The organism is Empedobacter sp. UBA7494, from assembly GCF_002478465.1.
In the GTDB taxonomy this organism is placed as follows: domain Bacteria; phylum Bacteroidota; class Bacteroidia; order Flavobacteriales; family Weeksellaceae; genus Empedobacter; species Empedobacter falsenii_B.
The window spans coordinates 1-23,195 of sequence record NZ_DLOC01000102.1; the positions used below are offsets into that span (position 1 = coordinate 1).

The 23,195-nt window shown below is 31.0% G+C and carries 20 protein-coding genes; 12 read left to right on the forward strand and 8 right to left on the reverse strand.

What is annotated here, in order from left to right:
* The first annotated feature begins 222 nt into the window (after positions 1-222).
* Together B4E95_RS12165 and B4E95_RS12170 are read left to right on the forward strand one after the other, a co-directional pair.
* On the forward strand, positions 223-1,746 hold the full coding sequence (locus tag B4E95_RS12165; RefSeq protein ID WP_291091754.1) for a catalase: 1,524 nt from the start codon (positions 223-225) through the stop codon (positions 1,744-1,746).
* A 59-nt stretch (positions 1,747-1,805) separates the two neighbouring features.
* Positions 1,806-2,324: an ankyrin repeat domain-containing protein gene (locus tag B4E95_RS12170; RefSeq protein ID WP_291068633.1), complete on the forward strand. Its 519-nt coding sequence runs from the start codon at positions 1,806-1,808 to the stop codon at positions 2,322-2,324.
* 56 nt (positions 2,325-2,380) lie between these two features.
* Here B4E95_RS12170 and B4E95_RS12175 read toward each other — a convergent pair whose 3' ends face one another.
* Entirely contained in the window at positions 2,381-4,252 is a 1,872-nt protein-coding gene (locus B4E95_RS12175) for an Nramp family divalent metal transporter (protein WP_291068635.1), read from the reverse strand.
* 97 nt (positions 4,253-4,349) lie between these two features.
* Positions 4,350-6,257, reverse strand: coding sequence for an AMP-binding protein (locus B4E95_RS12180; RefSeq protein ID WP_291091756.1), 1,908 nt, complete (start codon positions 6,255-6,257; stop codon positions 4,350-4,352).
* A 362-nt stretch (positions 6,258-6,619) separates the two neighbouring features.
* On the opposite strand from B4E95_RS12180, the gene B4E95_RS12185 reads away from it, so the two are divergent.
* From B4E95_RS12185 to ctlX, 5 genes are all read left to right on the forward strand, one after another.
* On the forward strand, positions 6,620-8,854 hold the full coding sequence (locus B4E95_RS12185; protein WP_291091758.1) for a RelA/SpoT family protein: 2,235 nt from the start codon (positions 6,620-6,622) through the stop codon (positions 8,852-8,854).
* 41 nt (positions 8,855-8,895) lie between these two features.
* On the forward strand, positions 8,896-9,174 hold the full coding sequence (locus tag B4E95_RS12190) for a hypothetical protein (RefSeq protein WP_291091759.1): 279 nt from the start codon (positions 8,896-8,898) through the stop codon (positions 9,172-9,174).
* A 149-nt stretch (positions 9,175-9,323) separates the two neighbouring features.
* The gene (locus B4E95_RS12195) at positions 9,324-10,301 is read left to right on the forward strand and encodes an amidohydrolase family protein (protein ID WP_291091761.1); all 978 of its coding nucleotides are present in this window, start codon (positions 9,324-9,326) and stop codon (positions 10,299-10,301) included.
* A 78-nt stretch (positions 10,302-10,379) separates the two neighbouring features.
* Complete coding sequence (locus B4E95_RS12200; RefSeq protein ID WP_291091763.1) at positions 10,380-11,294, forward strand: dimethylarginine dimethylaminohydrolase family protein; 915 nt, start codon at positions 10,380-10,382, stop codon at positions 11,292-11,294.
* Position 11,295: 1 nt separating this feature from the next.
* Complete coding sequence (ctlX, locus tag B4E95_RS12205) at positions 11,296-12,234, forward strand: citrulline utilization hydrolase CtlX (RefSeq protein WP_291062508.1); 939 nt, start codon at positions 11,296-11,298, stop codon at positions 12,232-12,234.
* A gap of 36 nt (positions 12,235-12,270) precedes the next feature.
* On the opposite strand, the gene B4E95_RS12210 is transcribed toward ctlX, so the two are convergent.
* The 4 genes from B4E95_RS12210 to B4E95_RS12225 form a co-directional block, all read right to left on the reverse strand.
* On the reverse strand, positions 12,271-13,032 hold the full coding sequence (locus B4E95_RS12210) for a TIGR03915 family putative DNA repair protein (RefSeq protein ID WP_291062510.1): 762 nt from the start codon (positions 13,030-13,032) through the stop codon (positions 12,271-12,273).
* Positions 13,032-14,297, reverse strand: a complete 1,266-nt coding sequence (locus tag B4E95_RS12215; RefSeq protein ID WP_291091764.1) for a putative DNA modification/repair radical SAM protein — start codon at positions 14,295-14,297, stop codon at positions 13,032-13,034. Before B4E95_RS12215 ends, B4E95_RS12210 begins: the two co-directional genes overlap by 1 nt.
* 73 nt (positions 14,298-14,370) lie before the next feature.
* Entirely contained in the window at positions 14,371-14,799 is a 429-nt protein-coding gene (locus B4E95_RS12220; protein WP_291072437.1) for a hypothetical protein, read from the reverse strand.
* A 96-nt stretch (positions 14,800-14,895) separates the two neighbouring features.
* On the reverse strand, positions 14,896-15,711 hold the full coding sequence (locus B4E95_RS12225; RefSeq protein ID WP_291091765.1) for a hypothetical protein: 816 nt from the start codon (positions 15,709-15,711) through the stop codon (positions 14,896-14,898).
* 122 nt (positions 15,712-15,833) lie between these two features.
* On the opposite strand from B4E95_RS12225, the gene B4E95_RS12230 reads away from it, so the two are divergent.
* The 3 genes from B4E95_RS12230 (at position 15,834) to B4E95_RS12240 (ending at position 17,815) form a co-directional block, all read left to right on the forward strand.
* Positions 15,834-16,247 (forward strand): DoxX family protein, encoded by a 414-nt coding sequence (locus tag B4E95_RS12230; protein ID WP_291062517.1) that lies wholly within the window; start codon positions 15,834-15,836, stop codon positions 16,245-16,247.
* Complete coding sequence (def, locus tag B4E95_RS12235) at positions 16,244-16,954, forward strand: peptide deformylase (protein ID WP_291062519.1); 711 nt, start codon at positions 16,244-16,246, stop codon at positions 16,952-16,954. Before B4E95_RS12230 ends, def begins: the two co-directional genes overlap by 4 nt.
* 75 nt (positions 16,955-17,029) lie before the next feature.
* On the forward strand, positions 17,030-17,815 hold the full coding sequence (locus tag B4E95_RS12240) for an alpha/beta fold hydrolase (RefSeq protein ID WP_125349375.1): 786 nt from the start codon (positions 17,030-17,032) through the stop codon (positions 17,813-17,815).
* A gap of 115 nt (positions 17,816-17,930) precedes the next feature.
* Here the strand turns inward: B4E95_RS12240 and B4E95_RS12245 are convergent, their stop codons facing one another.
* Positions 17,931-18,962: a DUF6438 domain-containing protein gene (locus tag B4E95_RS12245; RefSeq protein ID WP_291091767.1), complete on the reverse strand. Its 1,032-nt coding sequence runs from the start codon at positions 18,960-18,962 to the stop codon at positions 17,931-17,933.
* Between the two features lie 73 nt (positions 18,963-19,035).
* Complete coding sequence (gene trmD, locus B4E95_RS12250; RefSeq protein WP_125349373.1) at positions 19,036-19,722, reverse strand: tRNA (guanosine(37)-N1)-methyltransferase TrmD; 687 nt, start codon at positions 19,720-19,722, stop codon at positions 19,036-19,038.
* Positions 19,723-19,974: 252 nt separating this feature from the next.
* On the opposite strand from trmD, the gene hemB reads away from it, so the two are divergent.
* Together hemB and ffh are read left to right on the forward strand one after the other, a co-directional pair.
* Positions 19,975-20,970 (forward strand): porphobilinogen synthase, encoded by a 996-nt coding sequence (hemB, locus tag B4E95_RS12255; protein ID WP_221854465.1) that lies wholly within the window; start codon positions 19,975-19,977, stop codon positions 20,968-20,970.
* Between the two features lie 535 nt (positions 20,971-21,505).
* Positions 21,506-22,867 (forward strand): signal recognition particle protein, encoded by a 1,362-nt coding sequence (gene ffh / locus B4E95_RS12260; RefSeq protein WP_291062524.1) that lies wholly within the window; start codon positions 21,506-21,508, stop codon positions 22,865-22,867.
* Positions 22,868-23,195: the final 328 nt, after the last annotated feature.

Consider the following 23,195-nt stretch of genomic DNA (forward strand, 5'->3'; position numbering starts at 1 on the left):
TTTGAGACAGCTTCTTTTTTTATTTCTAAAATTCTTAATCATTTTTATATATTCATTTATTGCGAAATAATATATCAGCTTTTTCTTCCTTGTTAAGGATTGGGTTATAATTATTATAAAAAATAATTCTATTTAATAGATTTTTATAGATTTAATTTATAATTATAGTCGATTTAGTTTTGCTCTGTCTTAAAATGATAAATAAAGAATAAAACTATAATTATGATCAAAAGAATTTTAGTATTAAGTTTAGCATTCCTTTGTACGATTGGATTTGCCGAACAATTAACAACAAACACAGGTGCTCTAGTTGGTGATAATCAAAATTCTAAAACAATCGGAAATAACGGACAAGTTTTGTTGGAGGACATTCATTTAATTGAAAAATTAGCAGCATTTGATCGCGAACGTATTCCAGAACGTGTTGTTCATGCGCGTGGAGCTGGAGCTTTCGGAGAATTTGTAGCTGATAAAGATTTTTCTGATGTGACAATGGCTGATTTCTTGTCAACAGCTGGTAAAAAAACACCATTATTTGTACGTTTTTCAACTGTAACGCATCAACAAGGTTCGCCAGAAACTTATCGTGATCCACGTGGATTTGCTGTTAAATTTTACACAGAACAAGGAAATTACGATTTAGTTGGAAACAATTTACCTGTTTTCTTTATTCGAGATGCGATCAAATTCCCAGATATGGTGCATGCTTTCAGACCATCTCTTGTAACAAATGGTGCATCTGATCCAAATCGTGTATTTGATTTTTTCTCTAATTTACCAGAGTCTACGCATATGTTAACGTGGTTGTTTTCAGATTACGGAATTCCTGCAAATTTTCGCCAAATGGAAGGAAATAGTGTACATGCTTACAAATGGGTAAATGCAAAAGGTGAAGTAACTTATGTGAAATATAAATGGATTCCTGAACAAGAAACGAAAAATTTAACACAAGAAGAGGCGAATAAAATTCAATCGACTGCAATAGAACATGCAACATTAAATTTACGTAATGAAATCGACAAAGGAAACTTTCCGAAATGGGATTTATATGCTCAATTATTGAAACGAGAAGATTTTGATAAATTAGATTTCAATCCTGTTGATGTAACGAAAATTTGGCCAGAATCTGTTGCAAAATTAGGTAAAATTGGAACAATGACATTGAATGAGAATCCAACGAATTATTTTCAACAAGTTGAGCAAGCAGCATTTGCTCCAGCAACGTTGGTTCCAGGAATTGAAGCTTCTGAAGATAAATTGTTACAAGGTCGTTTGTTTTCCTATTCTGATACACAACGTCATCGTTTAACGGGTAATTTCCAACAAATTCCTGTTAATGCACCAAAAAATAGTGTAAAAACATATAATCAAGACGGTTATATGTCGATCCATGAGCAAAAAGGTGATGTAAATTATCAACCTTCAACTAATCTTCCTGAAATTGTAGATAATGCAAAATTCAAATATTCAAAATCTGTTTTTCCTGCAGGAGCTATTACAACTCAGCATGTCATTGATAAAGAAAATAACTTTGTACAAGCTGGAGATTTGTACAAATCATTCTCTAAAAAAGATCAAGATAATTTAATCAAAAATTTATCTGGAGCTTTAAATTCGGTTAAAAATAAAGTAATTGTTCATAAAATGATTGCACATTTTTACCAAGCAAATACAGAATATGGAACACGTTTGATGAAGGTTACAAATACTTCTATGAACGATGTAAAGCAATATTTACCAAAATAATTTATTGGATTGGAGTCGATTGAGTTTGGCTCCAGGACTTTAATAAAATCAATATTATCATGAAAAAGCATATATTTTTAGCCTTATTTCTATTCAGTTTTTCTTCAATTTATGCACAAGATTTGTTTAGTGCGGCGAGAGAAAATAATGTGAAGCAAATAGAAGAACTAATTTCGAATGGAAAACATGTAAATGAAGCAAATCAACGTGGATTTACACCTTTAATTTTAGCGATTTATAATAACAGTTCAGACGCTGCGAAAGTATTATTATCAAAAGAAGCAAATCCTAATGCGCAAGATTTATCTGGAAACAATGCGTTGATGGGATCCGCCTTTAGAGGATTTCCTGAAATGGTAAATTTACTAATTGTGAATAAGGCTGATGTTAATCAAGTGAATTTTAATGGAGCTTCTGCTTTGATTTTTGCTGTAACATTTGGTCAAAATGAAATTGCCAAAAAACTAATCGAGGCTGGTGCAGATTTAAACATTAAAGATAATAATGGTAAAACTGCTTTAGATCATGCTATTTTACAAGAAAATAAAGAAATGATTGAATTATTATCGATCAAATAATTTTTATATTTTAATCTAATCAAAAAGCCATTCAGAAAAATTCTGAATGGCTTTTATTATTTTGCAATAAAAACAGGAATATTAACGCGGTGTCTTAACTTATTAATCGTTTCTCCAAAAATAAAATCCATAAAACCTCGGTGTCCGTGCGAACCAACAATCAACAAATCTGCTTGATTTCGTTTACAAATTTCAGCAATCGAATTGATTCGATTATTGTAACCTAATTCGATCTTAGTTTCATTAAACAAAGGATGAATGATTTCTGCATATTGTTCCAAACGTTTCAAATCTGATAAAGATTCCTCATCATTCGTACGTTCTCCCGTATATTTCGCAGAAGCACTTTCAACAATATGAACCAAAATAATGGCAGATTCAGTAGTAGCTAATTGCGTCGCATAATTAATCACTTTTCGATCCGTTTTCGAAAAATCTAACGCAACCACAATCTTTTTGAAATGTTGATTCGAGATTTCTTCTAATGTAAACTTATCAAACGGTTTATGAATTTCTTTTTGATTTTCTTCATTTTTCTTCAACATAATTGGAATAAAAAATGTCAGCAATAATAAAACTAAAAGTCCTATTTCTAATGCTACAAGAAAAATATTTAAAGTGTAAGATTCACTATTTGCCATCCATTTATTCACCTCTTCATACACCAATTGCGCATTCAGAAAAGAAATAATAAAAGCGATTGTCCATGCAAGAAATTTGGTTGTTGTATTTATTGCAAAATTCCCCATTTTCGCTTTATCACTCACAAAATGAATCAATGGAATTACGGCAAAAGCCAATTGCATACTTAGAATAACTTGACTGAAAATCAATAAAGATCCAACTTCTTTTTCGCCAAAAATAAGAATAACCACAACAGCTGGAACAACGGCTAATAATCGAGTTAAAATTCTTCTCAAAACAGGATTAATACGCAAATGTAAATATCCTTCCATCACAATTTGTCCAGCTAAAGTTCCTGTAACTGTAGAGCTTTGTCCTGCTAAAATTAAAGCAACTGCGAATAATTTTGGAGCCAAATCTGTTCCTAAAGTTGTCCCCAATAATCTATAAGCATCGCTCAGTTCTGCAACATCGTGATAACCATTTTTATGAAATACAGACGAAGCTAAAATTAAGATTGCAGCATTGACAAAGAAGGCTAAATTCAGAGCAATTGCGCTATCCCAAAAGTTATATTTGAGTGCTTTTTTGATTGAAAAATCATCGCGTTTTATTTGTCGTGTTTGGACGAGTGCAGAATGTAAATAAAGATTATGCGGCATTACAGTTGCGCCGATAATACCAATGCTGATATACAATGCAGCGCTATTTGGAATAGATGGAATAAATCCTTTTGCAACTTCTCCAAAATCTGGTTTTGCTAAAAACATTTCGGTTAAAAAACATAAACCAATCATCGTGATTAAACCAACAATGAAAAGTTCCATTTTTCGCATGCCTAATTTTTGAAGATAAAGTAGGAGAAAAGTGTCTAAGAAACTGATTAAAACACCATAGATCAAATCTATTCCAAAAAGTAAATTTAGACCAATTGCCATTCCCAAAATCTCAGCTAAATCACAAGCTGCAATAGCTATTTCGGCTAAAATATACAAGATGAGATTCATTCCTTTCGGATAAGTTTCTCGGTTACATTGCGCCAAATCTTTTCGTCGAACAATTCCCAAACGTGTACATAAACTTTGTAATAACAAAGCCATTATGTTACTCATCAATAAAACCCAAATCAAAGTATAACCAAATTGGCTACCGCCTGCTAAATCGGTTGCCCAGTTTCCCGGATCCATGTAACCAACGCTTATTAAGTAGGCAGGTCCAAAAAAACTTAGGATTTTTCTAAACTTTCCTTTTTTGATTTGAACACTTTCGTGCACATCTTCTAATGATTTTGATTGATTTGGCATTGAATGATATTTCTAATTCAAATTTATGTAAAAATGAATAAAAAAAACAGTAATAGTAGGAATTACTGCTTTTGAGATAGTGAATGAATAAAATGGATTATATTGACGAAATCGCAAAGGCTAGACCTACGTTTCTTCTTGAAAATTCGTGAATTAATTCATCTAAAACTGTAGCATCATCAATTGTAGATGGAATTGTGAATGGTGTTCCGTCTGCAATTTGAGATAAAGTTTTGCGTAATATTTTTCCGCTTCGTGTTTTTGGTAGTCTGTTAACTATTATAGATGTTTTGAAACAGGCAATTCCGCCAATTTCTTTGCGTAATAAAGTAATCAAATCTTTTTCGATTTCTTCTTCCGATTTTGATGCGTTTTCTTTTGTAACAATCAAACCTATTGGAATTTGACCTTTCAATTCATCTTTAATTCCCACAACCGCACATTCTGTAATATCAGGATGAGAAGAAACCAATTCTTCCATTGTTGCAGTACTTAACCTATGACCAGCGACATTAATAATTTCATCAGTTCGACCTGTAATAAATACAAAACCATTTTCATCTCTAAAACCTCCGTCACCAGTTAAATAATGATTCGGAAATTGTTGAAAATAACCTTTTATAAATCGGTGTTCATTTCGCCATAAACTTGTCATACAACCAGGAGGAAGTGGAAGCTGAATCACGATAGAACCTTCCTCTCGTATATCATTTTCTTGACCTTCATCGTCAACAATTTTAATATTATATCCAAAAACAGGCAATCCAGCTGCACCAGGTTCTGGCATTATATTTTCGACTCCAGCACAAATTCCTAACATTGGCCAACCGCTTTCTGTCTGCCACCAATGATCAATAACTGGTAATTTTGAAATTTCTTTTAACCAATAATAAGTAGATGTATCACAGCGTTCTCCTGCTAAGAATAAACGTTTCAGACTTGACGTATCGTATTTTTGGAATAATTTTCCTTCTGGATCTTCTTTTCGAATTGCTCTAATTGCTGTTGGAGCTGTGAATATGTTTTTGATTTTATGTTCTTCAACCATTCTCCAAAAAGCACCAGCGTCAGGAGTTTTGATTGGTTTTCCTTCGTAAATAACTGTTGTAACACCATAAATTAACGGCGCATAAACAATATAAGAATGCCCAACAACCCAACCAATATCACTTGCTGTAAGAATTGTATCACCTGGTTCTAGATCGTAAAAATAGTTCATCGTCGAGTTTAGAGCTGTTGCATAACCTCCTGTATCGCGTACGACACCTTTTGGCGTTGAAGTTGTTCCAGAAGTATACAAAATATATAATGGATGTGTACTTGGAACTTCGATAGGTTCTATAGGTTGATGTTGATACATTTCATCATAGGTGTGAACGTTGTCTGCTGATAAATCATCGGTGTGATTTGGACGCTCAAAAATGACAATGTTTTTTGGTTTGTAAAGTGTTAATTCAATTGCTTCATCAATCAATGGTTTATAGTTGATTTGACGATTAATTTCTACTCCATAAGACGCAGAAATAATAACATCAGGTTGAGCATCATCAATACGAATAGCTAATTCTGGCGCTGCAAAACCTCCAAAAACAACAGAATGTATTACACCGATTCTCGCACAAGCAAGCATCGCAACAATTGCTTCTGGAATCATTGGCATATAAATAATTGCCGTATCACCTTTTGATAATCCTAATGATATAAGACCTCCAGCAAAACGACTTACTTTTTCTAAAAGCTGATTGTATGTAATTTTTTGAATAATTTCTGTAACAGGAGAATCGTAAATTAAAGCAAATTGTTCTCCGCGTCCAGCTTTTATATTTTTCTCCAAAGCCAAACGGCTCATGTTTATTTTTCCGTCAACAAACCACGAATAATATCCGTTTTCATTTTGTTTTAAGATTTGTTCAGGGTAAGTTGACCATGCTAATTTCTGCGCTTCTTCTTTCCAAAAAAGTTCAGGTTCTTCAATACTTTTTGAGTATAAAGTTTTGTAATCCATTTATGTGTGTGTTGTGTTTTATTTGTTTTGTTAAGTTAGAAAAATGTTTAGAATTAATAATAAAGTTTAAAATGTTTGTTTTAGGATAGTTAATTATTTATCAACTATACAATAAAAAGTAGCATTTAATTGTAAATTGATAAAATCAGATTGTATTAATACACTTTTATTATTAAATTAATAGTGTAAAACGTACGTTATAAATTAGATTGATTAAAAATACAGACTTAAAAAAACGTGATAAAATCAGTTGAATATTGTAGTCTATAAAAAATAAAATATTGTATATTTAATCCTTCGAAAAAAGCAGATAAATACAGAGAATTAAAGCTTTTTTCTAAATCAACAAAAACATTAGAAAGATGGATACGCCTCATGTTATTACAGACGAACAATTAGAGAGAGAGAACATTGAGATAACGAGACGTTATAAAGAGATGCTTCAAAATACATATGTCACTTTATCAGATGAAGATAAAAAGCTGATTCGTAAAGCTTTTGATTTGGCTGTTGATGCGCATAAAGATCAGCGTAGAAAAACAGGAGAGCCATATATCTATCATCCGATTGCTGTTGCTAAAATTGTTGCTGACGAAATTGGGCTTGGTGCTACATCAATTTCTGCGGCTTTAATGCATGATGTAGTAGAAGATACTGAATATACGTTAGAAGATATTGAGAAACTTTTTGGAAAAAAGATTGCAAAAATTATAGATGGATTAACAAAAATTGCCGTCTTAAATAAACAAGATGTTTCGATACAATCTGAAAATTATAAAAAATTATTACTGACTTTATCTGAAGATGTGCGTGTGATTTTGATCAAAATTGCTGATCGTTTACACAATATGCGTACGTTAGAAAGTATGCGAGAGGATAAACAGTTAAAAATAGCATCCGAAACTATTTTTATATATGCGCCTTTGGCTCACAGAATGGGATTGTATAACATCAAATCTGAACTAGAAGATTTGAGTTTGAAATATACTAAACCGGATGCATATTTTAATATTGAACATAAATTAACAGAAACTGAAGCTGAAAGAAAAAAATACATTGATGATTTCTGTAAAACTATTTCAGAAAAACTTGAAGCCGAAGGTTTAGAATTTGAGATAAAAGGTCGTTCAAAATCAATCAATTCAATTTATCGAAAAACGATTAATCAAGGAATTCCTTTCGAGGAAGTTTTTGATTTGTTTGCGATTCGTGTAATTTATCGTTCAGATAAAAAGAATGAAAAATTCTTAGCTTGGAAAATTTATTCGTTGGTAACGGATTTATTTATTCCAAATCCAAAACGTATGCGTGACTGGATTTCTCAACCCAAAACAACTGGTTATGAATCGCTTCACGTAACGGTTATGGGACCACAAGCGCGTTGGGTGGAAGTACAAATTCGTTCCGAAAGAATGGATGAAGTTGCTGAAATGGGTATCGCTGCGCATTATAAATACAAAGAAAATGTTTCGGACGACGAAACGAAAGTTGATGAATGGATTCATCAAGTTCGTGAAATGTTGGAGCAAGAAGATACAAAGGATGCGATTGAGTTTATGGATAATTTCAAGTTCAATTTGTACTCCAAAGAGATTTATGTTTTTACGCCAAAAGGAGACTTGCATTCGTTGCCAAAAGGAGCGAGTTCATTGGATTTTGCTTACTCTATTCACACCAATGTTGGTGACCATTGTTTGGGTGCAAAAGTGAACGGAAAATTGTATCCATTGTCGCATCAATTACAAAGTGGAGATCAAGTAGAAATCATTACTTCGACGCAACAAAAACCAAAATTAGAGTGGTTAGAATATGTTGTAACGAGTAAAGCGAGAAGTAAAATTAAAGCTTCTTTAAACTCAGATAAACGTAAAGTTGCAGAAGATGGAAAAGAAATTATTCAACGTAAATTAAGACATTTAAAGGTTGATTTTAGTGAAAATACGATTAATCAGTTACAGCAATACTTTAAGTTAAGTTCGAGTCAAGATGTATTTTATAATGTTGCAATGGGAATTATTGACAACAATGATTTACGAAAATTTGCAGAACGTAATACAGGCTTTACTGGATTGATTAACCGTTTCAGAAAATCAACATTCAATACAAGCAAAAAAGATGATATTCCTGTTGAGAAAACGAAATTAGATAGTCTTGTTTTTGGGAATGATGAAGAGCGTTTAGATTACGAATTAGCGAGTTGTTGTAATCCAATTCCGGGTGACAAAGTATATGGTTTTATCACAGTTTCGAAAGGAATAAAAGTACATAAAGTAGATTGTCCAAACTCGGTTTCTTTGCAAGCAAATTATGCGTACAGAATTATAAAAGCGAAGTGGATTGATTCTTCTCAACAAGAGTTCAAAGCGTTAATTGAGTTACAAGGATTGGATCGTTCAGGAATGGTAAGTGATATTACGTTAGTTATTTCAAAAAATAATTCTTTGAACATCCATAGTATTAATTTATCTGAGGATGCAGGTATTTTTGATGGAAAAATTACAGTTTCTGTTAAAAATAAAGCCGAATTAGAAAAAATTATGATGGAATTGAAGAATATTGAAGGAATTCAGTCTGTAAAACGAACATATAAAAATTAGTTTTTATAAAATATTTGTTTAACTTTATAAAAATCAATACAATGAAAAAACTATTATTAGCTTTTGTATTTCTTCCAATGTTGAGTTTTGCACAAGAAAGTTCAACTGAAATTAATAAATTATATAATCTACAACCACGAGCAAAGTATATTAAAACTACAATTGAGCCAGCTTACTTTGTAGACGGAGAAAGAGTTGATAAAAATGTTTTTATTAAAATGAATCCGGATGATATTAAATATATTACTGTAATCAAAACAGACAAAAAATATCCAAATGGAAAAATTGAAGTTGTTTCGAAAAAAGAAAAAGAATCATAAATAGAAAAAGTCCAACATATCGTTGGACTTTTTTATTCGCTGATGTTACTAACAAAGGCACAAAGTTACAGAAATCTTTTTGATAATATCGCTTCATTTCTCTTGAATAATCTTGTTAATTTTACATCCCGAAAACAAACAAACTCACGATGAACAGACAAAACTATAATCCAATTGAAGAAGTACTTGAAAAAATCAACGAAAAAGGAGGTTGGGTTAATACGCATTCACATTTAGACAGAGCTTATTCATTGACTTCGGACACTTTCGCATTATCTAATTCTTACCTAAAAGAAAAATGGCATTTAGTTGATGATATGAAACGCAATTCATCTGTTGATGATATTTATTTCCGTATGGAAAAAGCGATTAATTTCATGTTAGAGCAAGGTTGTCAAGCAATTGGTTCTTTTATTGATGCAGACGAAGTAATTGAAGATCGTAGTATACAAGCGGCTCAACGCTTAAAAGATAATTACGGAAAAGACATCGAAATGCGTTTTGCAAACCAAGTGTTGAAAGGAGTTATTGATCCGAAAGCGCGTGAATGGTTTGATATGTCTTCTGATTTTGTGGATATTATCGGTGGTTTACCTGCAAAAGATTTCGGTAGAGAAGACGAGCATTTAGATGTTTTATTATCGACTGCAAAAGCAAAAAATAAATTGGTTCACGTACATGTTGATCAATTTAATACAGATGAAGAAAAAGAAACTGAGCAATTAGCTTTTAAAACGATTGAACACGGTATGCAAGGAAAAGTTTCTGCGGTTCACTCAATTTCTGTAGCGGCTCATCCAAGAAAATATCGTTACGAATTATATGATTTAATCAAAAAAGCAGATATGCACATCGTTTCTTGTCCAACTGCATGGATTGATCACAATCGTACAGAGCGTTTGGCACCTTCGCACAATTCGGTAACGCCAGTTGATGAAATGATTCCAAGAGGAATTAATGTTGCCTTCGGAACAGATAATATTAATGATATTTATAAACCTTTTTCTGATGGTCATTTGTTAACGGAAATGCGTGTAATGCTGGAGTCTTGCCACTTTTATGATGTGGAACAACTTTCAAATATTGCAACAGTAAATGGCTTGAAAGCTTTAGGAATTCAAAAATAAAATGTATATTTATACAAAATTAAATCTCGCAATTGCGGGATTTTTTTTGGAACACAAAATTAAAAACCATAATAAATTATGCGATTACATGTACAGAATGAAACGGCTCAACTGCAAACTGTAGTCTTGGGTCGAGCAGAATCTAACGGAGCTAATCCTACACTTGATCAGACGTTCGATGCCAAATCTTATGAAACCGTAAAGAATAACGATTATCCAAAAGAAGAAGATTTGATTGCGGAAATGTCAGAATTTGAACAAGTTTTGAAGAAATATAATGTTGAAGTTTTACGTCCAACATTGATCGAAGATTGTAATCAGGTTTTTTCTCGTGATGTCGGTTTTGTAATTGATGATGAATTCTTTATCTCTAATATTATTCCAGATCGTTTAGAAGAATTACAAGCCTATCGCGAAATAAAACGTCAATTCAAAGGAAATAAAATCAATACGTTACCAGAAGAAGTTTATGTAGAAGGTGGCGATGTGATTTTGTATAACGACTATATTTTTGTTGGAACGTACAAACAAGCAGATTTCAAAAATTATAAAACAGGACGTACAAATGTTGAATTTGTAGAGTATATCAAAGCCAAATTTCCCAATAAAAAAGTCTTGGATTTTGAATTGAAAAAGAATGATGAAAATCCTTACGAAGGAATCTTACATTTAGATTGTACATTCAATCCTGTTGGGAAAGACAAAGCAATTATTTACAAAGACGGCTTTTTATTTGAACACGAATATCAGCAAATTGTCGATATTTTTGGGAAAGAAAATTTATTCGAAGTGACAAAAGAAGAAATGTATTGGATGAATCCTAATGTGTTTTCAATTTCTCCTGAAGTTGTTGTTTCTGAGAAAAATTTCACACGTTTAAATGATCATTTAGAAAATGTATGGAACATAAAAGTGGAGCGAATTAATTACCGCGAAGTCTCTAAAATGGGAGGTTTATTGAGATGTTCTACAATGCCATTAATCAGAAAATAACATGAAACAAAAACAATATACATCAACTATTTTGATGGTTGAGCCAACAGCTTTTTATTACAATCCAGAAACTGCTGTTAACAATTATTTCCAAACAGAAACAACAGATTCTCAAGAAGATATTCAGAAACAAGCTTTAGAAGAATTTCAAGAAATGGTTTCTGCTTTGCGTTCGAAAGGTGTAAATGTTATCACGATTAAAGATACTGCATCGCCACATACACCAGATTCAATTTTCCCAAACAATTGGATTTCATTTCACGATAACGGAAATGTAGTATTGTATCCGATGTTTGCGAAAAATAGGAGACAAGAGCGTCGTGAAGAAGATGTCTTGAGTTTGTTGGAAGAAAAAGGTTTTCATATTGATGATGTGATTGATTTTACATCGGCAGAAGAAGACGAAATTTTCCTGGAAGGAACAGGAAGTATTATTCTTGATCGCGAACATGAATTGGCTTATGCATGTATTTCTCAACGAACTGATGAAGATTTATTGATTGAATTTTGTGAGGAATTAGAATATACACCAGTTATTTTTCATGCGAATCAAACTGTAAATGGAGAACGTAAACCTATTTATCATACCAATGTAATGATGTGTATTGCAGATAAATATGCGATTATTTGTTTGGATTCTATAGATGATAAAAAGGAAAAGAAAGCGGTTTGTGAGTATTTGTTAGAAGCTGGAAAAGAAATTATTGCAATTACAGAAGCACAAATGCATCAATTTGCTGGGAATATGTTGCAAGTTGGCGGTTTAGGACAATCATATTTGGTGATGTCGCAAACGGCTTATAATTCGCTTAATCAAGAACAAATTTCTAAAATTGAGGCTTATAATCCAATCTTACCTGTTAAGATAGATTTGATTGAAAAATTAGGAGGAGGAAGTGCTCGTTGTATGATGGCAGAAGTTTTCTTACCAAAAAAATAAAAAGTACACAAAAGGCTACAAATTTTGTAGCCTTTTTTAGTTATATTCTGTTAAGTGTTTCCAAAAGCGTTTAGGCATCATTTGGATTTGTAACTTCGAATTTTTTCTTGCTTCGATTGTTGTCGAATTAAAATAAGATTTCCATAATTCTTGGTACAAATTCTCATTTACATCAATGTATTCAGTTGGAGTAGTTGAAGATTTTGGTGTAAAATTTAATTGTATTTGTTGAATATTTCCAAAAGATTTTTCATAATAAATTCCATATTTTCGAATCGTGTCGTAAATAATCCAATTCTGGTCAGCATATCTTTTTCTGAAATGATTAATAATTAAAGGTAAAACATTATATTTTGGATCAGTTTTCGCAAAAAATAAATCTTGATTAATCTTTTCAAAACGGATAAATGCTTCATGATGATGCTTTTCTCTATGAACTGATCGATACATTTTCATAACATAAAAAACATAATCATTTCCATAATTTGATTGAACTGCAACTGTTTCATTTATAATTAAACAACAATAATAAAACAGCTTTTCATAAGCTTCAGGTTCTTCTGACAAGAAAACAGCCTGTACAGCTTTGTAACTGGTTTTATTTAGTTTGTCTTTTATTTTTTTAAGTACTCTTTTTGCTTTTGTTTCATCTGTAATCACAGTATAAACTTCATCAAACATCGACGGTAAAAAATCTCTTTCAGATACTACTTTTATTTGCTTCGGTTTTCTAACATAATAATCAAAAATCAGTGTTAAAAAACCTTCAAAACTATTATCAAAAACATAAATTTCCATTAATCAAAAAGGTTTAATTGATTTGGCTGATTTTTAAGATATTTACTTTTACTAAAACTCAAAATTCTATTTTTAATTTGCGAACCAAGCAAATCTTTTTGTTGAAATTGATCATCTGCACACGTCATGAAAAATTTTGCTCTATTGTAAGCAATTCCAAGACGTTTTAACTGATAAGAATAGATTTTCCCAAACTTTCGAGCTGTAACAATTTTCTTCGCAGATTGAACACCAATTCCCGGAATTCTTAGAATTAAATGATAATCGGCTGTATTAATATCAATCGGATAAACATGTAAATTTCGTAAAGCATAGCTCAATTTTGGATCGATATCAGTATCCAAATGAGGATTTTGTTGATTAAGAATCTCCGTAACATCAAATTGATAAAAACGCATTAACCAATCTGTTTGATACAGTCTATTCTCTCGTAACAAAGGTGGCTGAGTTCCGATAGACGGCAACATATTATCATTGTGATTGATTGGAATAAAACCTGAATAATACACACGTTTCAACTGGAAATCATTGTAATATTGATTTGCTGTATACATAATTTGCATATCATTTTCGGGCGTTGCACCAATCACCATTTGTGTAGATTGTCCAGCAGGAACAAAGGTTGGAGTAGATTTGATTAATTTTCGTTCAGCATTAAACTCAACTCGTTGTTCATGAATAAATCCTAAAGGTTTTTTTACATCTTCGTGTGATTTTTCTGGTGCAACTAATTTAAGTCCTTCTTCTGTGGGCATTTCGAGATTTATGGACATTCGATCAGCATACAAACCAGCTTCTTTCAATAATTCATCACTCGCTCTAGGAATCGTTTTGAGATGAATATATCCATTAAAATTCTCTTCAAGACGTAACTTTTTTGCAATCAAAAGCAATCGTTCCATTGTGAAGTCAGCGTTTTTGAAAATTCCAGAACTCAAAAATAAACCTTCTATATAATTTCGACGATAAAAATTAATCGTTAAATCAACTACCTCTTGCACTGTAAAAGCAGCACGTTTTACATCATTACTTTTTCGAGAAACGCAAAAAGCACAATCATAAATACAATGATTCGTCAATAGAATTTTAAGTAAAGAAACGCATCGACCATCTTCTGTAAACGAATGGCAAATCCCCGACATAGATGCATTTCCTAAGCCTTTGTTTTGGTTTTGTCTTTTACTTCCGCTCGATGAACACGAAACATCATACTTCGCTGCATCTGCTAAGATGCTCAACTTTTCATTAATTCGATCAAAATTCATTCTACTTTGCTTTATGCAAAAAGAATTCTTTTAAAAGTCAAACAATGTCGCTGAAAAAAGTTTAACAAAAAAATTAATCGTATTCTAAATTGATTAAAAGTTCAGTCTTTAATCGGCTGATAAAATTACAATCTAATTCAGAAAGAAGAATATCAATTAGTTGAGATAAAAAATCGCGATTAATATAATTAAATACAAAGGTTTTTTCATTGGTCATAAAATAAAAATCAAAATGACTAAAATAACCTGAAATTGATTTAATCTCTAATGCTGGAAGTTCTTCGGGTTGAAAAAAATCGCTTAATTTTGCACGATAATCATGAATTTTTTTGATAGAATTTGAAGTAATATCAACATATTCTAAGTTTAAATCTTCAATCTCATCTGAATAAAATTGAAATAAAAATTCGTTTTTAGGATAATCATTTATGTACAAATTGAAACGATTATCTTTTTGGTATAACTGAAAAAGTCGATTAAATTCTTGCACATTATTGATCATAATAGATGAAGTTAAATAATTGATTAAAATAAATTTAAAAATATTTAGTTAAATAATCAAATAAAAAAGAGCCAAATTAGTTTTGGCTCTTGAATTTTAGTAACGTATTGTCCTTGTCGTATTTGAAATTGGTTGATCAATATCTTTTACAAATTGCGTTCGTTTGACCCAATTTTTGTGATTATCGTATTGATATTTAATCGTTGATATATTCTTTACTTTTCCTGTTTCATCAATCACCGTTTCTTCGATAATATTATTGTTTTCATCAAATTTTCGCACATATTTATTGACTTGTTTATTGTTTTTGTCCACATAAGTTTCCTCTATTGGATTGCCTTTCGCGTCATTCTTATAATTCAACGTATAAGTTCCTTGGTTATATTTTACCAATGTTTTGACTAAAAATCCATTTTGATATTCAAACGTTTTTTCGATAAAAACATCCGAATCTTCCAATAAATTAGTTTCTCTTTCGTAAGTTATATTCTGATTTTGATCTAATTTATATTCCGTTTTAGAAACATTGACATCATTTTCGCTCTTGGTGACAATGTAACCCTCTGTTGTATATTCGTAATCAAAATTGAAAACTAAACTTTCGTCATTGTTTTTCATTTCACTCGAAATCAATTTATTCGATTCATTATAATTAAATATTTCAGCAAAAGTTTTATTTTCAGCTTCATCAAAATAATCACGTTTTGTCGGATTACCATCTTTATTATACGTTGATTTTGTGTAATATTCCGTTTCATAACCTTCAATAAACTTCATGCGAATACGTGCTTTTTGCATCGATTCTTCGATAAAAGTTGGATTTCCTAAAACATCATTTTGTTGTAATTCAGATTTTTGAGCAAATGCAAAACCTGAAAATAATATGGTAATTAAAGCAATGTTTTTAAACATACGTTGTATTTTTTTATTCTTGAATAGAAAGATTAACCAAAATTAATCCAAAAATGTAAATTCCTTGATCTATTTAAAGGTGAACGTAAAAACTAGAACTTATATTTGAAAAAAATAAAAAAATGAGCACAAAATTTAAACTTTTAGGAAATCAACCAGCATTTATCGATTTATCATTGTTATTATTACGTATCGCAGTAGGAGGATTTATGTTTACACACGGATTCGGAAAATTGCAAAAATTAGTCAATGGAAATTTTGAATTTGGTGATCCAATTGGACTTGGACCAGAAATATCTTTGGGTTTAACGGTTTTTGCAGAAATTCTTTGTGCTTTTTTAGTTTTAGTTGGATTATTTACTCGTTTGGCAGTGATTCCACTAATCATTACGATGTTAGTTGCGGTATTTATCGTGCATGCAGATCATGATTTTGGTAAAAAAGAATTAGGATTATTCTATTTAATCAATTATTTAGTTATATTTTTATCAGGCGCAGGAAAATATTCTTTAGACAAATTGATTCTTAAAAAATGATAAAAATATTAACCTATAGCTTATTGATTTGTAGTTCTGCATTATTTGCTCAATCAAAAAATATGAAAAACATTTTTTATACGCCATTAACAAAGGCAGAAACGACATTAATAAAAGAAAAGAAATCCTATGATCCTTTTCGTGTTTTATTAACGACTTCGAATGCAGACACAAAAATCTTAAAATCAACTTGTATTGATATTGATCCAAAAGATCCGTTAATCAAATTATTGGCCAATCGCATGTATGCGACTGTGCAAGATGAGGCGAGTAAAGGTGTTGGAATTGCAGCTCCACAAATTGGTATTAATCGCAACGCGGTTTGGGTGCAACGTTTTGATAAAGAAGATGAACCTTTTGAGTTTATTATCAATCCAAAAATTACTTGGTATTCGGACATTGTTCGTCATGGTCGAGAAGGTTGTTTGTCTATTCCTGATATTTTTGGAAAAGTATATAGAAGCTTGGTTCTTCGATTGGAATATTATGATTTGGATGGAAATTTTCATGATGAAATAGTTGAAGGCTTTACAGCAGTTATTTTTCAGCACGAATACGATCATTTAACAGGAACGTTATTTACAGATCGAATGAAAGAGCAAGAAAATCTAAATTACGTGAAAGCAGAAGTGATGAACGATGTTTTCTACTTGAAAAAGACAAGTTCTTTGGCTGATGACGACGATGACGACGATGACGACGATTAAAAATTTCTTAAAACGTAGAAATTATTATGCTTGGCATAGTTTTTAGTTTAATTTTGCGAAAAGTTATTTAGAAAATTGTTAGCATACACTACATATAATCATCCAACGAGTACAGAATGGGTGACTTTTGTTCATGGAGCAGGAGGAAGTTCTACGATTTGGTTCAAGCAATTACGTGAATTTCGCAAACATTTCAATGTTTTGTTAATGGACTTGAGAGGACATGGACGTTCTAAGAAAAACTTGAAAGCGCTTTTCGAAAAACGTTATACTTTCAAATCAGTTTCAAAAGATGTGATTGATGTTTTAGATCATTTAAATATCGATAAAACACATTTTGTTGGGATGTCTTTGGGAACGATTGTGATTCGACAATTGGCAGAAGATTATTCGGAGCGATTCAAATCAATGGTGATGGGAGGCGCAATTATGAAAATTAATTTTCAATGTCAATTTTTGATTAACGTTGGAAATACATTCAAACATATGTTGCCTTATTTAATCTTGTATCGAATTTTTGCTTTCGCTATCATGCCAAAGAATACGCACAAAGAGTCAAGGCTATTATTTATCAATGAGGCGAAGAAATTGTATCAAAAAGAATTTTTGAAATGGTTCAAACTTACTGCGGATGTTAATCCATTGCTAAAATGGTTTCGAAAAGTTGAATTGAATATTCCGACTTTATATGTGATGGGAGCAGAAGATCATATGTTTTTGCCTTCGATTCAGGAATTAACAAAAGCACATACCAAACATTCAGAATTGATTGTTATCGAAGATTGTGGACATGTCGTGAATGTCGATCAACCACAAATTTTTAACGATAAAGTAATTGAATATATTCATCGAATTAAATAAAATAAACTAAAAAAAGCTTCCAATTGGGAAGCTTTTTTTAGTCTATATATCGTTGTATAAAATTATATCCTAAATCGTAATAATGTTTTTGATTATTTTCAAAAGTTAATTCAAATTATTGACCATTTCCTTTTATACTAAGTAATTTACAAGGATTAATTTCTCCTAATTCTTCACCAAAATAATAGTAATAAAATTCTATTTTATAAGTTTGTTGATTTTTTATTGATATTTTATTTGAAGGATGCTTCATTAATTCTGTCCAAAATAAGAAAGTTTGTGCTTTGCTTAATTGTTTTCCATTAATATTGATTAAACTTAGTAGCGGGAAGTATTCAGATTCATGGTATTTCTTTTTATTACTCATTAACGAAACCGAATAACTAAGTGCTAACTCCAAATTCGAATAAGAAAAATTTATAGGATAAGCATAAACACGTATCGATTTTATAATTTTATTCTCCTTTATAACAAGTAATAAGTCTTCTGATTGATCTGTAATTTGTTCTTCATAATTATCTTTTAAAGAAAGTAAATCTGCGTCATTAATTTTCTGCTCTAAAAATTGATGAAATTTTTTATCTAATTTACCTTCAAAAACGCCTTTTTTTCCATTAAAAGCTTCATTTCCGCTAATTATAGTTCCATTTTTTTGAATAGCGATATTTATTATACTACAACTCCCGTAACAACCACTTGTCGTATAAATAATTTGATCATAATCCAATGGAGTTTTGGTATTATTATTTCTTCTTCCAAGTGTGTCAAGACTAGAATCACTATTATATTTAACAACCATTTCTTCTTTATTTATTGATAAAATTTTAAAAAATGGTTTTGGTTTATTGATAGAATCATAATAGTGAACTATTGAATCTTTTACATAGAGTTTGATTGAATTACCTAAAAATTTAGTAGGTATAAATTTCTTATACTCTCGACTTCCATAGGTTTCATAGATCCCATCATAATATCCGTTATTATTATATATTGAATCCTGATCGAATTTATAAATAACAGGATCTAAAACTGCCATTTTAGTTGACCAGACGCCTTGTATTTGTTCTAATAATTTATTGTCCGTTTCGGAATTATTTTTACAAGCATTAAAAGACAATATGAGTATTAAAATATAGATGTATTTCATAAATAATATATTGAATTAAGATACAATAAATTATTTATGAAAAAAAGCTTCCAATTAGGAAGCTTTTTTTAGTTTATTTTGATCTTTTTTCTAACAAATCTGGGCGACGTTCTTTTGTACGTTCAACTGCTTTTTCATGCAACCATTCTTCAATTTTAGGAAAGTTACCCGAAAGTAAAACATCAGGAACTTTAAGACCTTTATATTCGGCTGGACGCGTATAAATTGGTGGCGCTAACAAATCATCTTGAAACGAATCTGAAAGGGCAGAAGTCTCATCACCAATTACACCAGGTAATAAACGAATAATAGAATCAGCCAAAATAATTGCGCCAAATTCTCCACCAGAAAGCACATAATCGCCAATCGAAATTTCTCTTGTAACATACATATCTCGAATACGTTGATCGATTCCCTTATAATGTCCACAAATCATCATAAGATTTCCTTTCAATGACAAATCATTCGCAATTGTTTGATTCAACGTTTCACCATCTGGCGTCAAATAAATAATTTCATCATAAGTACGTTCATCTTTCAATTTCGAAATCATTTTGTCCAAAGGCTCACACATAATCACCATTCCAGAAGTTCCTCCATACGGATAATCATCTACATGACGATAACGTCCTTTTCCAAAATCTCTCAAATCGTGAACATGAATTTCAGCTAAACCTTTGTCTTGTGCACGTTTCATAATCGAGGCAGAAAATGGACTAACTAATAATTCGGGTAAAACAGTGATAATATCTATTCGCATGCTGCAAAGATATTTGTTTAGCTACGTTTGCGCAAGTTTAAATCTATTTTTTGAATTTGATTGTTTTAACTGAATTTATAAATTCTTCTTGTGATCCCACAAGAAATTAATCCAAATAATATGATGAATGACAAATATTTTAATTGATTATTCAAATGATTGATTTTCTTTTAAAATTAATAAATACAATTGATATTATTCATTAGCCTTATTCAAATGAAATCGAGTAAATTTGTCTAAAATTTTAATCAAATGTTTTTATATAACAGACATAGACGACTACGCAAAAACGAATCAATTCGTAGTATGATTCGCGAAAATCATTTGTCACCAAACGATTTTATTTTACCAATTTTTATGGCTGAAGGAGAAGGTGTGAAGGAAGAAATCGCTGCAATGCCAGGTATTTACCGCCAATCTCTTGACAATACTGTAAAAGAAGTAAAAGAAATTTGGGATTTAGGTATAAAATCGGTTAACATATATTGTAAAGTTAGTGATAACTTAAAAGATAACACAGGTAAAGAGGCTTGGAATCCAAACGGATTGATGCAAAATACAATCAAAGCGATTAAAGATGCTGTTCCTGAAATGATTGTAATGCCTGATGTTGCCTTAGATCCATATTCAGTTTATGGTCACGATGGAATCATCAAAAATGGAGAAGTTATTAATGATGAAACAGTTGATGCTCTAGTAAAAATGACATTGTCTCATGCAGAAGCTGGTGCTGATTTTGTTGCGCCTTCTGATATGATGGATGGTCGAATAGGAGCGATGCGTGCTGCGTTGGAAGAAAATGGTTTTCATAATGTAGGAATCATGACGTATGCTGCGAAATATGCTTCATCTTTTTATGGGCCTTTCCGTACAGCTTTAGATTCTGCGCCGGTTGATTCTCAAGAAATTCCGAAAGACAAAAAAACCTATCAAATGGATTACCATAATTCACAAGAAGCGTTGCGAGAAGCAATTGCTGATGTAGAAGAAGGTGCAGATATTTTGATGGTAAAACCAGGTATGGCTTATTTGGATATTGTGAAATTAGTAAAAGATAATTTACAAGTTCCAGTTTCTGTTTATCAAGTTTCTGGTGAATATGCGATGATTAAAGCTGCTGTAGAAAAAGGTTGGTTAGATAATGATAAAGTTATTTTAGAGTCTTTAACTTGTTTCAAAAGAGCAGGAGCAGACCTAATTTCAACTTATTTTGCAAAAGAAGCTGCAAGATTATTGAATGATCAATAAATTAGTTGAAAATAGAAATAAAAAATCCACTTCAAATGAGTGGATTTTTTTTGTTTTATAGCGAATAATTAATCATTTTCGCTTTAAATTGTTGTTTTTCTAATGTAGATAGAAAATATTTTTGTTCAGCTTCTGCTTGTTCTTTTTTCTGATAATTCTTTTCGTAACCCGTTTGAATTTCTTTTAAAGAACTAATCGTTCCATTTTTTAATAAATAATTCTGAAACTTTGTATATCTATCTGCCAGTTTACCATAGATATCTTTGTTGTCGATGCTTGCTTCATAAACATCTGTTACATAAACCTCATTATCTTGTCCATAAGCGATGGAAAAAAAAATAATAAGTTTGATTATTCTTTGTTTGAATGAAAACTATTCCAGTAACAAAGAATAAAAATAGTATTAAACCTTTTTTCATTCAACCAAAATTTGAGCACGCAAGTTAATCATTATAACCTAATTAAAACCCTTGTTGTGTGATTTTATATTATTCGGTATAATTTTTTTATATTTGTGTCCTAAAATTGACTCAAAATGTTTCAAAATCTTCAGGATAAATTAGATAAAGCATTACATACCTTAAAAGGAAAAGGACAAATTACAGAAATTAACGTTGCAGAAACCGTAAAAGAGGTGCGTAGAGCGCTTGTTGATGCCGATGTTAGTTATAAAGTTGCAAAAGATTTTACAAATACAGTTAAAGAAAAAGCTTTAGGTGAAAACGTAATTACATCACTTAATCCTGGACAATTAATGGTAAAAATTGTTCATGATGAATTAGCAAAATTAATGGGAGGTGAGGTTACTGAACTGAAAGTAGACGATAATCCGACAATTATATTGATTGCTGGTTTACAAGGTTCTGGTAAAACAACTTTTTCTGGTAAATTAGCTAATTTACTAAAAACTAAGAAAAACAAAAAAGTATTATTAGTTGCTGGTGATGTTTATCGTCCTGCAGCCATCAATCAGTTACAAGTTTTAGGAGAACAAATTGGTGTTGATGTTTATGCTGATTTAGAAAACAAAAATCCTGTAGAAATTGCTCAATCAGCAATTGCACAAGCAAAACAAAACGGAAATAATGTAATTATTGTCGATACAGCTGGTCGTTTAGCGATTGATGAGCAAATGATGGATGAAATTCGTCGCGTTCACCAAACAGTTAATCCAACCGAAACTTTATTTGTTGTAGACTCTATGACAGGTCAAGATGCGGTGAATACTGCAAAAGCCTTCAATGAAGTGTTAAATTATAATGGAGTTGTTTTAACAAAATTAGACGGTGATACACGTGGTGGAGCTGCTTTAACGATTAGAACTGTTGTTGATAAGCCAATCAAATTTATTTCTACTGGTGAGAAAATGGAAGCTTTAGATGTTTTCTATCCAGAACGTATGGCGGATCGTATTTTGGGAATGGGTGACGTTGTTTCTTTAGTAGAGCGTGCTCAAGAGCAATTTGACGAAGAAGAAGCAAAACGTTTGCAAAAGAAAATTGCAAAAAATAGCTTCGATTTTGATGATTTCTTAAAACAAATTCAGCAAATCAAACGTATGGGTAATATGAAAGATTTGGTTGGAATGATTCCTGGTGCTGGAAAAGCATTAAAAGATGTAGATATTGATGACAATGCTTTTAAAGGTGTTGAAGCGATTATTCACTCAATGACAAAAAAAGAGCGTCAACATCCAAATATTATCGATAATTCTCGTAAGAAAAGAATTGCAGCTGGTTCAGGAACATCTTTACAAGAAGTGAATCAATTATTGAAACAATTCTCTGAAATGGGTAAAATGATGAAATTTATGAATTCTTCAAATGGTAAAAAGATGATGGAAACAATGTCTAAAAATATGCCTGCAGGTGGATTCCCAGGAATGCCAAAAATGTAATAATACAATAATTTATAGTATATTAAAACCTCCAATAATTTGGAGGTTTTTTTTATAGATTTTATTTTTGTTTCGTAAACGTTAAGTTTGAACCATCAACATAGGATTGGTTCAATTTGTTAATTATAAATTTAATGAAAAATGTTTAAACGCAATATTAAATATAAGTTAGTGGTATAAGTTTATTCAATTTAACATAATATATATTATAACATTATTATTTCTATGAAATATTAATGTTAATAATCTTTATTATGTTAAGTAAGGATTAAAACAATCTCCTATTTAGATATTTTTATAGAATTTAGATATCCTATCGGAATATCCA

Bases quoted from the DNA above. Each gene is read 5' to 3' on its own strand.
- B4E95_RS12165 (WP_291091754.1), top strand. From the start codon at position 223: ATGATCAAAAGAATTTTAGTATTAAGTTTAGCATTCCTTTGTACGATT.
- B4E95_RS12170 (WP_291068633.1), top strand. From the start codon at position 1,806: ATGAAAAAGCATATATTTTTAGCCTTATTTCTATTCAGTTTTTCTTCA.
- B4E95_RS12175 (WP_291068635.1), bottom strand. From the start codon at position 4,252: ATGCCAAATCAATCAAAATCATTAGAAGATGTGCACGAAAGTGTTCAA.
- B4E95_RS12180 (WP_291091756.1), bottom strand. From the start codon at position 6,257: ATGGATTACAAAACTTTATACTCAAAAAGTATTGAAGAACCTGAACTT.
- B4E95_RS12185 (WP_291091758.1), top strand. From the start codon at position 6,620: ATGGATACGCCTCATGTTATTACAGACGAACAATTAGAGAGAGAGAAC.
- B4E95_RS12190 (WP_291091759.1), top strand. From the start codon at position 8,896: ATGAAAAAACTATTATTAGCTTTTGTATTTCTTCCAATGTTGAGTTTT.
- B4E95_RS12195 (WP_291091761.1), top strand. From the start codon at position 9,324: ATGAACAGACAAAACTATAATCCAATTGAAGAAGTACTTGAAAAAATC.
- B4E95_RS12200 (WP_291091763.1), top strand. From the start codon at position 10,380: ATGCGATTACATGTACAGAATGAAACGGCTCAACTGCAAACTGTAGTC.
- ctlX (WP_291062508.1), top strand. From the start codon at position 11,296: ATGAAACAAAAACAATATACATCAACTATTTTGATGGTTGAGCCAACA.
- B4E95_RS12210 (WP_291062510.1), bottom strand. From the start codon at position 13,032: ATGGAAATTTATGTTTTTGATAATAGTTTTGAAGGTTTTTTAACACTG.
- B4E95_RS12215 (WP_291091764.1), bottom strand. From the start codon at position 14,297: ATGAATTTTGATCGAATTAATGAAAAGTTGAGCATCTTAGCAGATGCA.
- B4E95_RS12220 (WP_291072437.1), bottom strand. From the start codon at position 14,799: ATGATCAATAATGTGCAAGAATTTAATCGACTTTTTCAGTTATACCAA.
- B4E95_RS12225 (WP_291091765.1), bottom strand. From the start codon at position 15,711: ATGTTTAAAAACATTGCTTTAATTACCATATTATTTTCAGGTTTTGCA.
- B4E95_RS12230 (WP_291062517.1), top strand. From the start codon at position 15,834: ATGAGCACAAAATTTAAACTTTTAGGAAATCAACCAGCATTTATCGAT.
- def (WP_291062519.1), top strand. From the start codon at position 16,244: ATGATAAAAATATTAACCTATAGCTTATTGATTTGTAGTTCTGCATTA.
- B4E95_RS12245 (WP_291091767.1), bottom strand. From the start codon at position 18,962: ATGAAATACATCTATATTTTAATACTCATATTGTCTTTTAATGCTTGT.
- trmD (WP_125349373.1), bottom strand. From the start codon at position 19,722: ATGCGAATAGATATTATCACTGTTTTACCCGAATTATTAGTTAGTCCA.
- hemB (WP_221854465.1), top strand. From the start codon at position 19,975: ATGTTTTTATATAACAGACATAGACGACTACGCAAAAACGAATCAATT.
- ffh (WP_291062524.1), top strand. From the start codon at position 21,506: ATGTTTCAAAATCTTCAGGATAAATTAGATAAAGCATTACATACCTTA.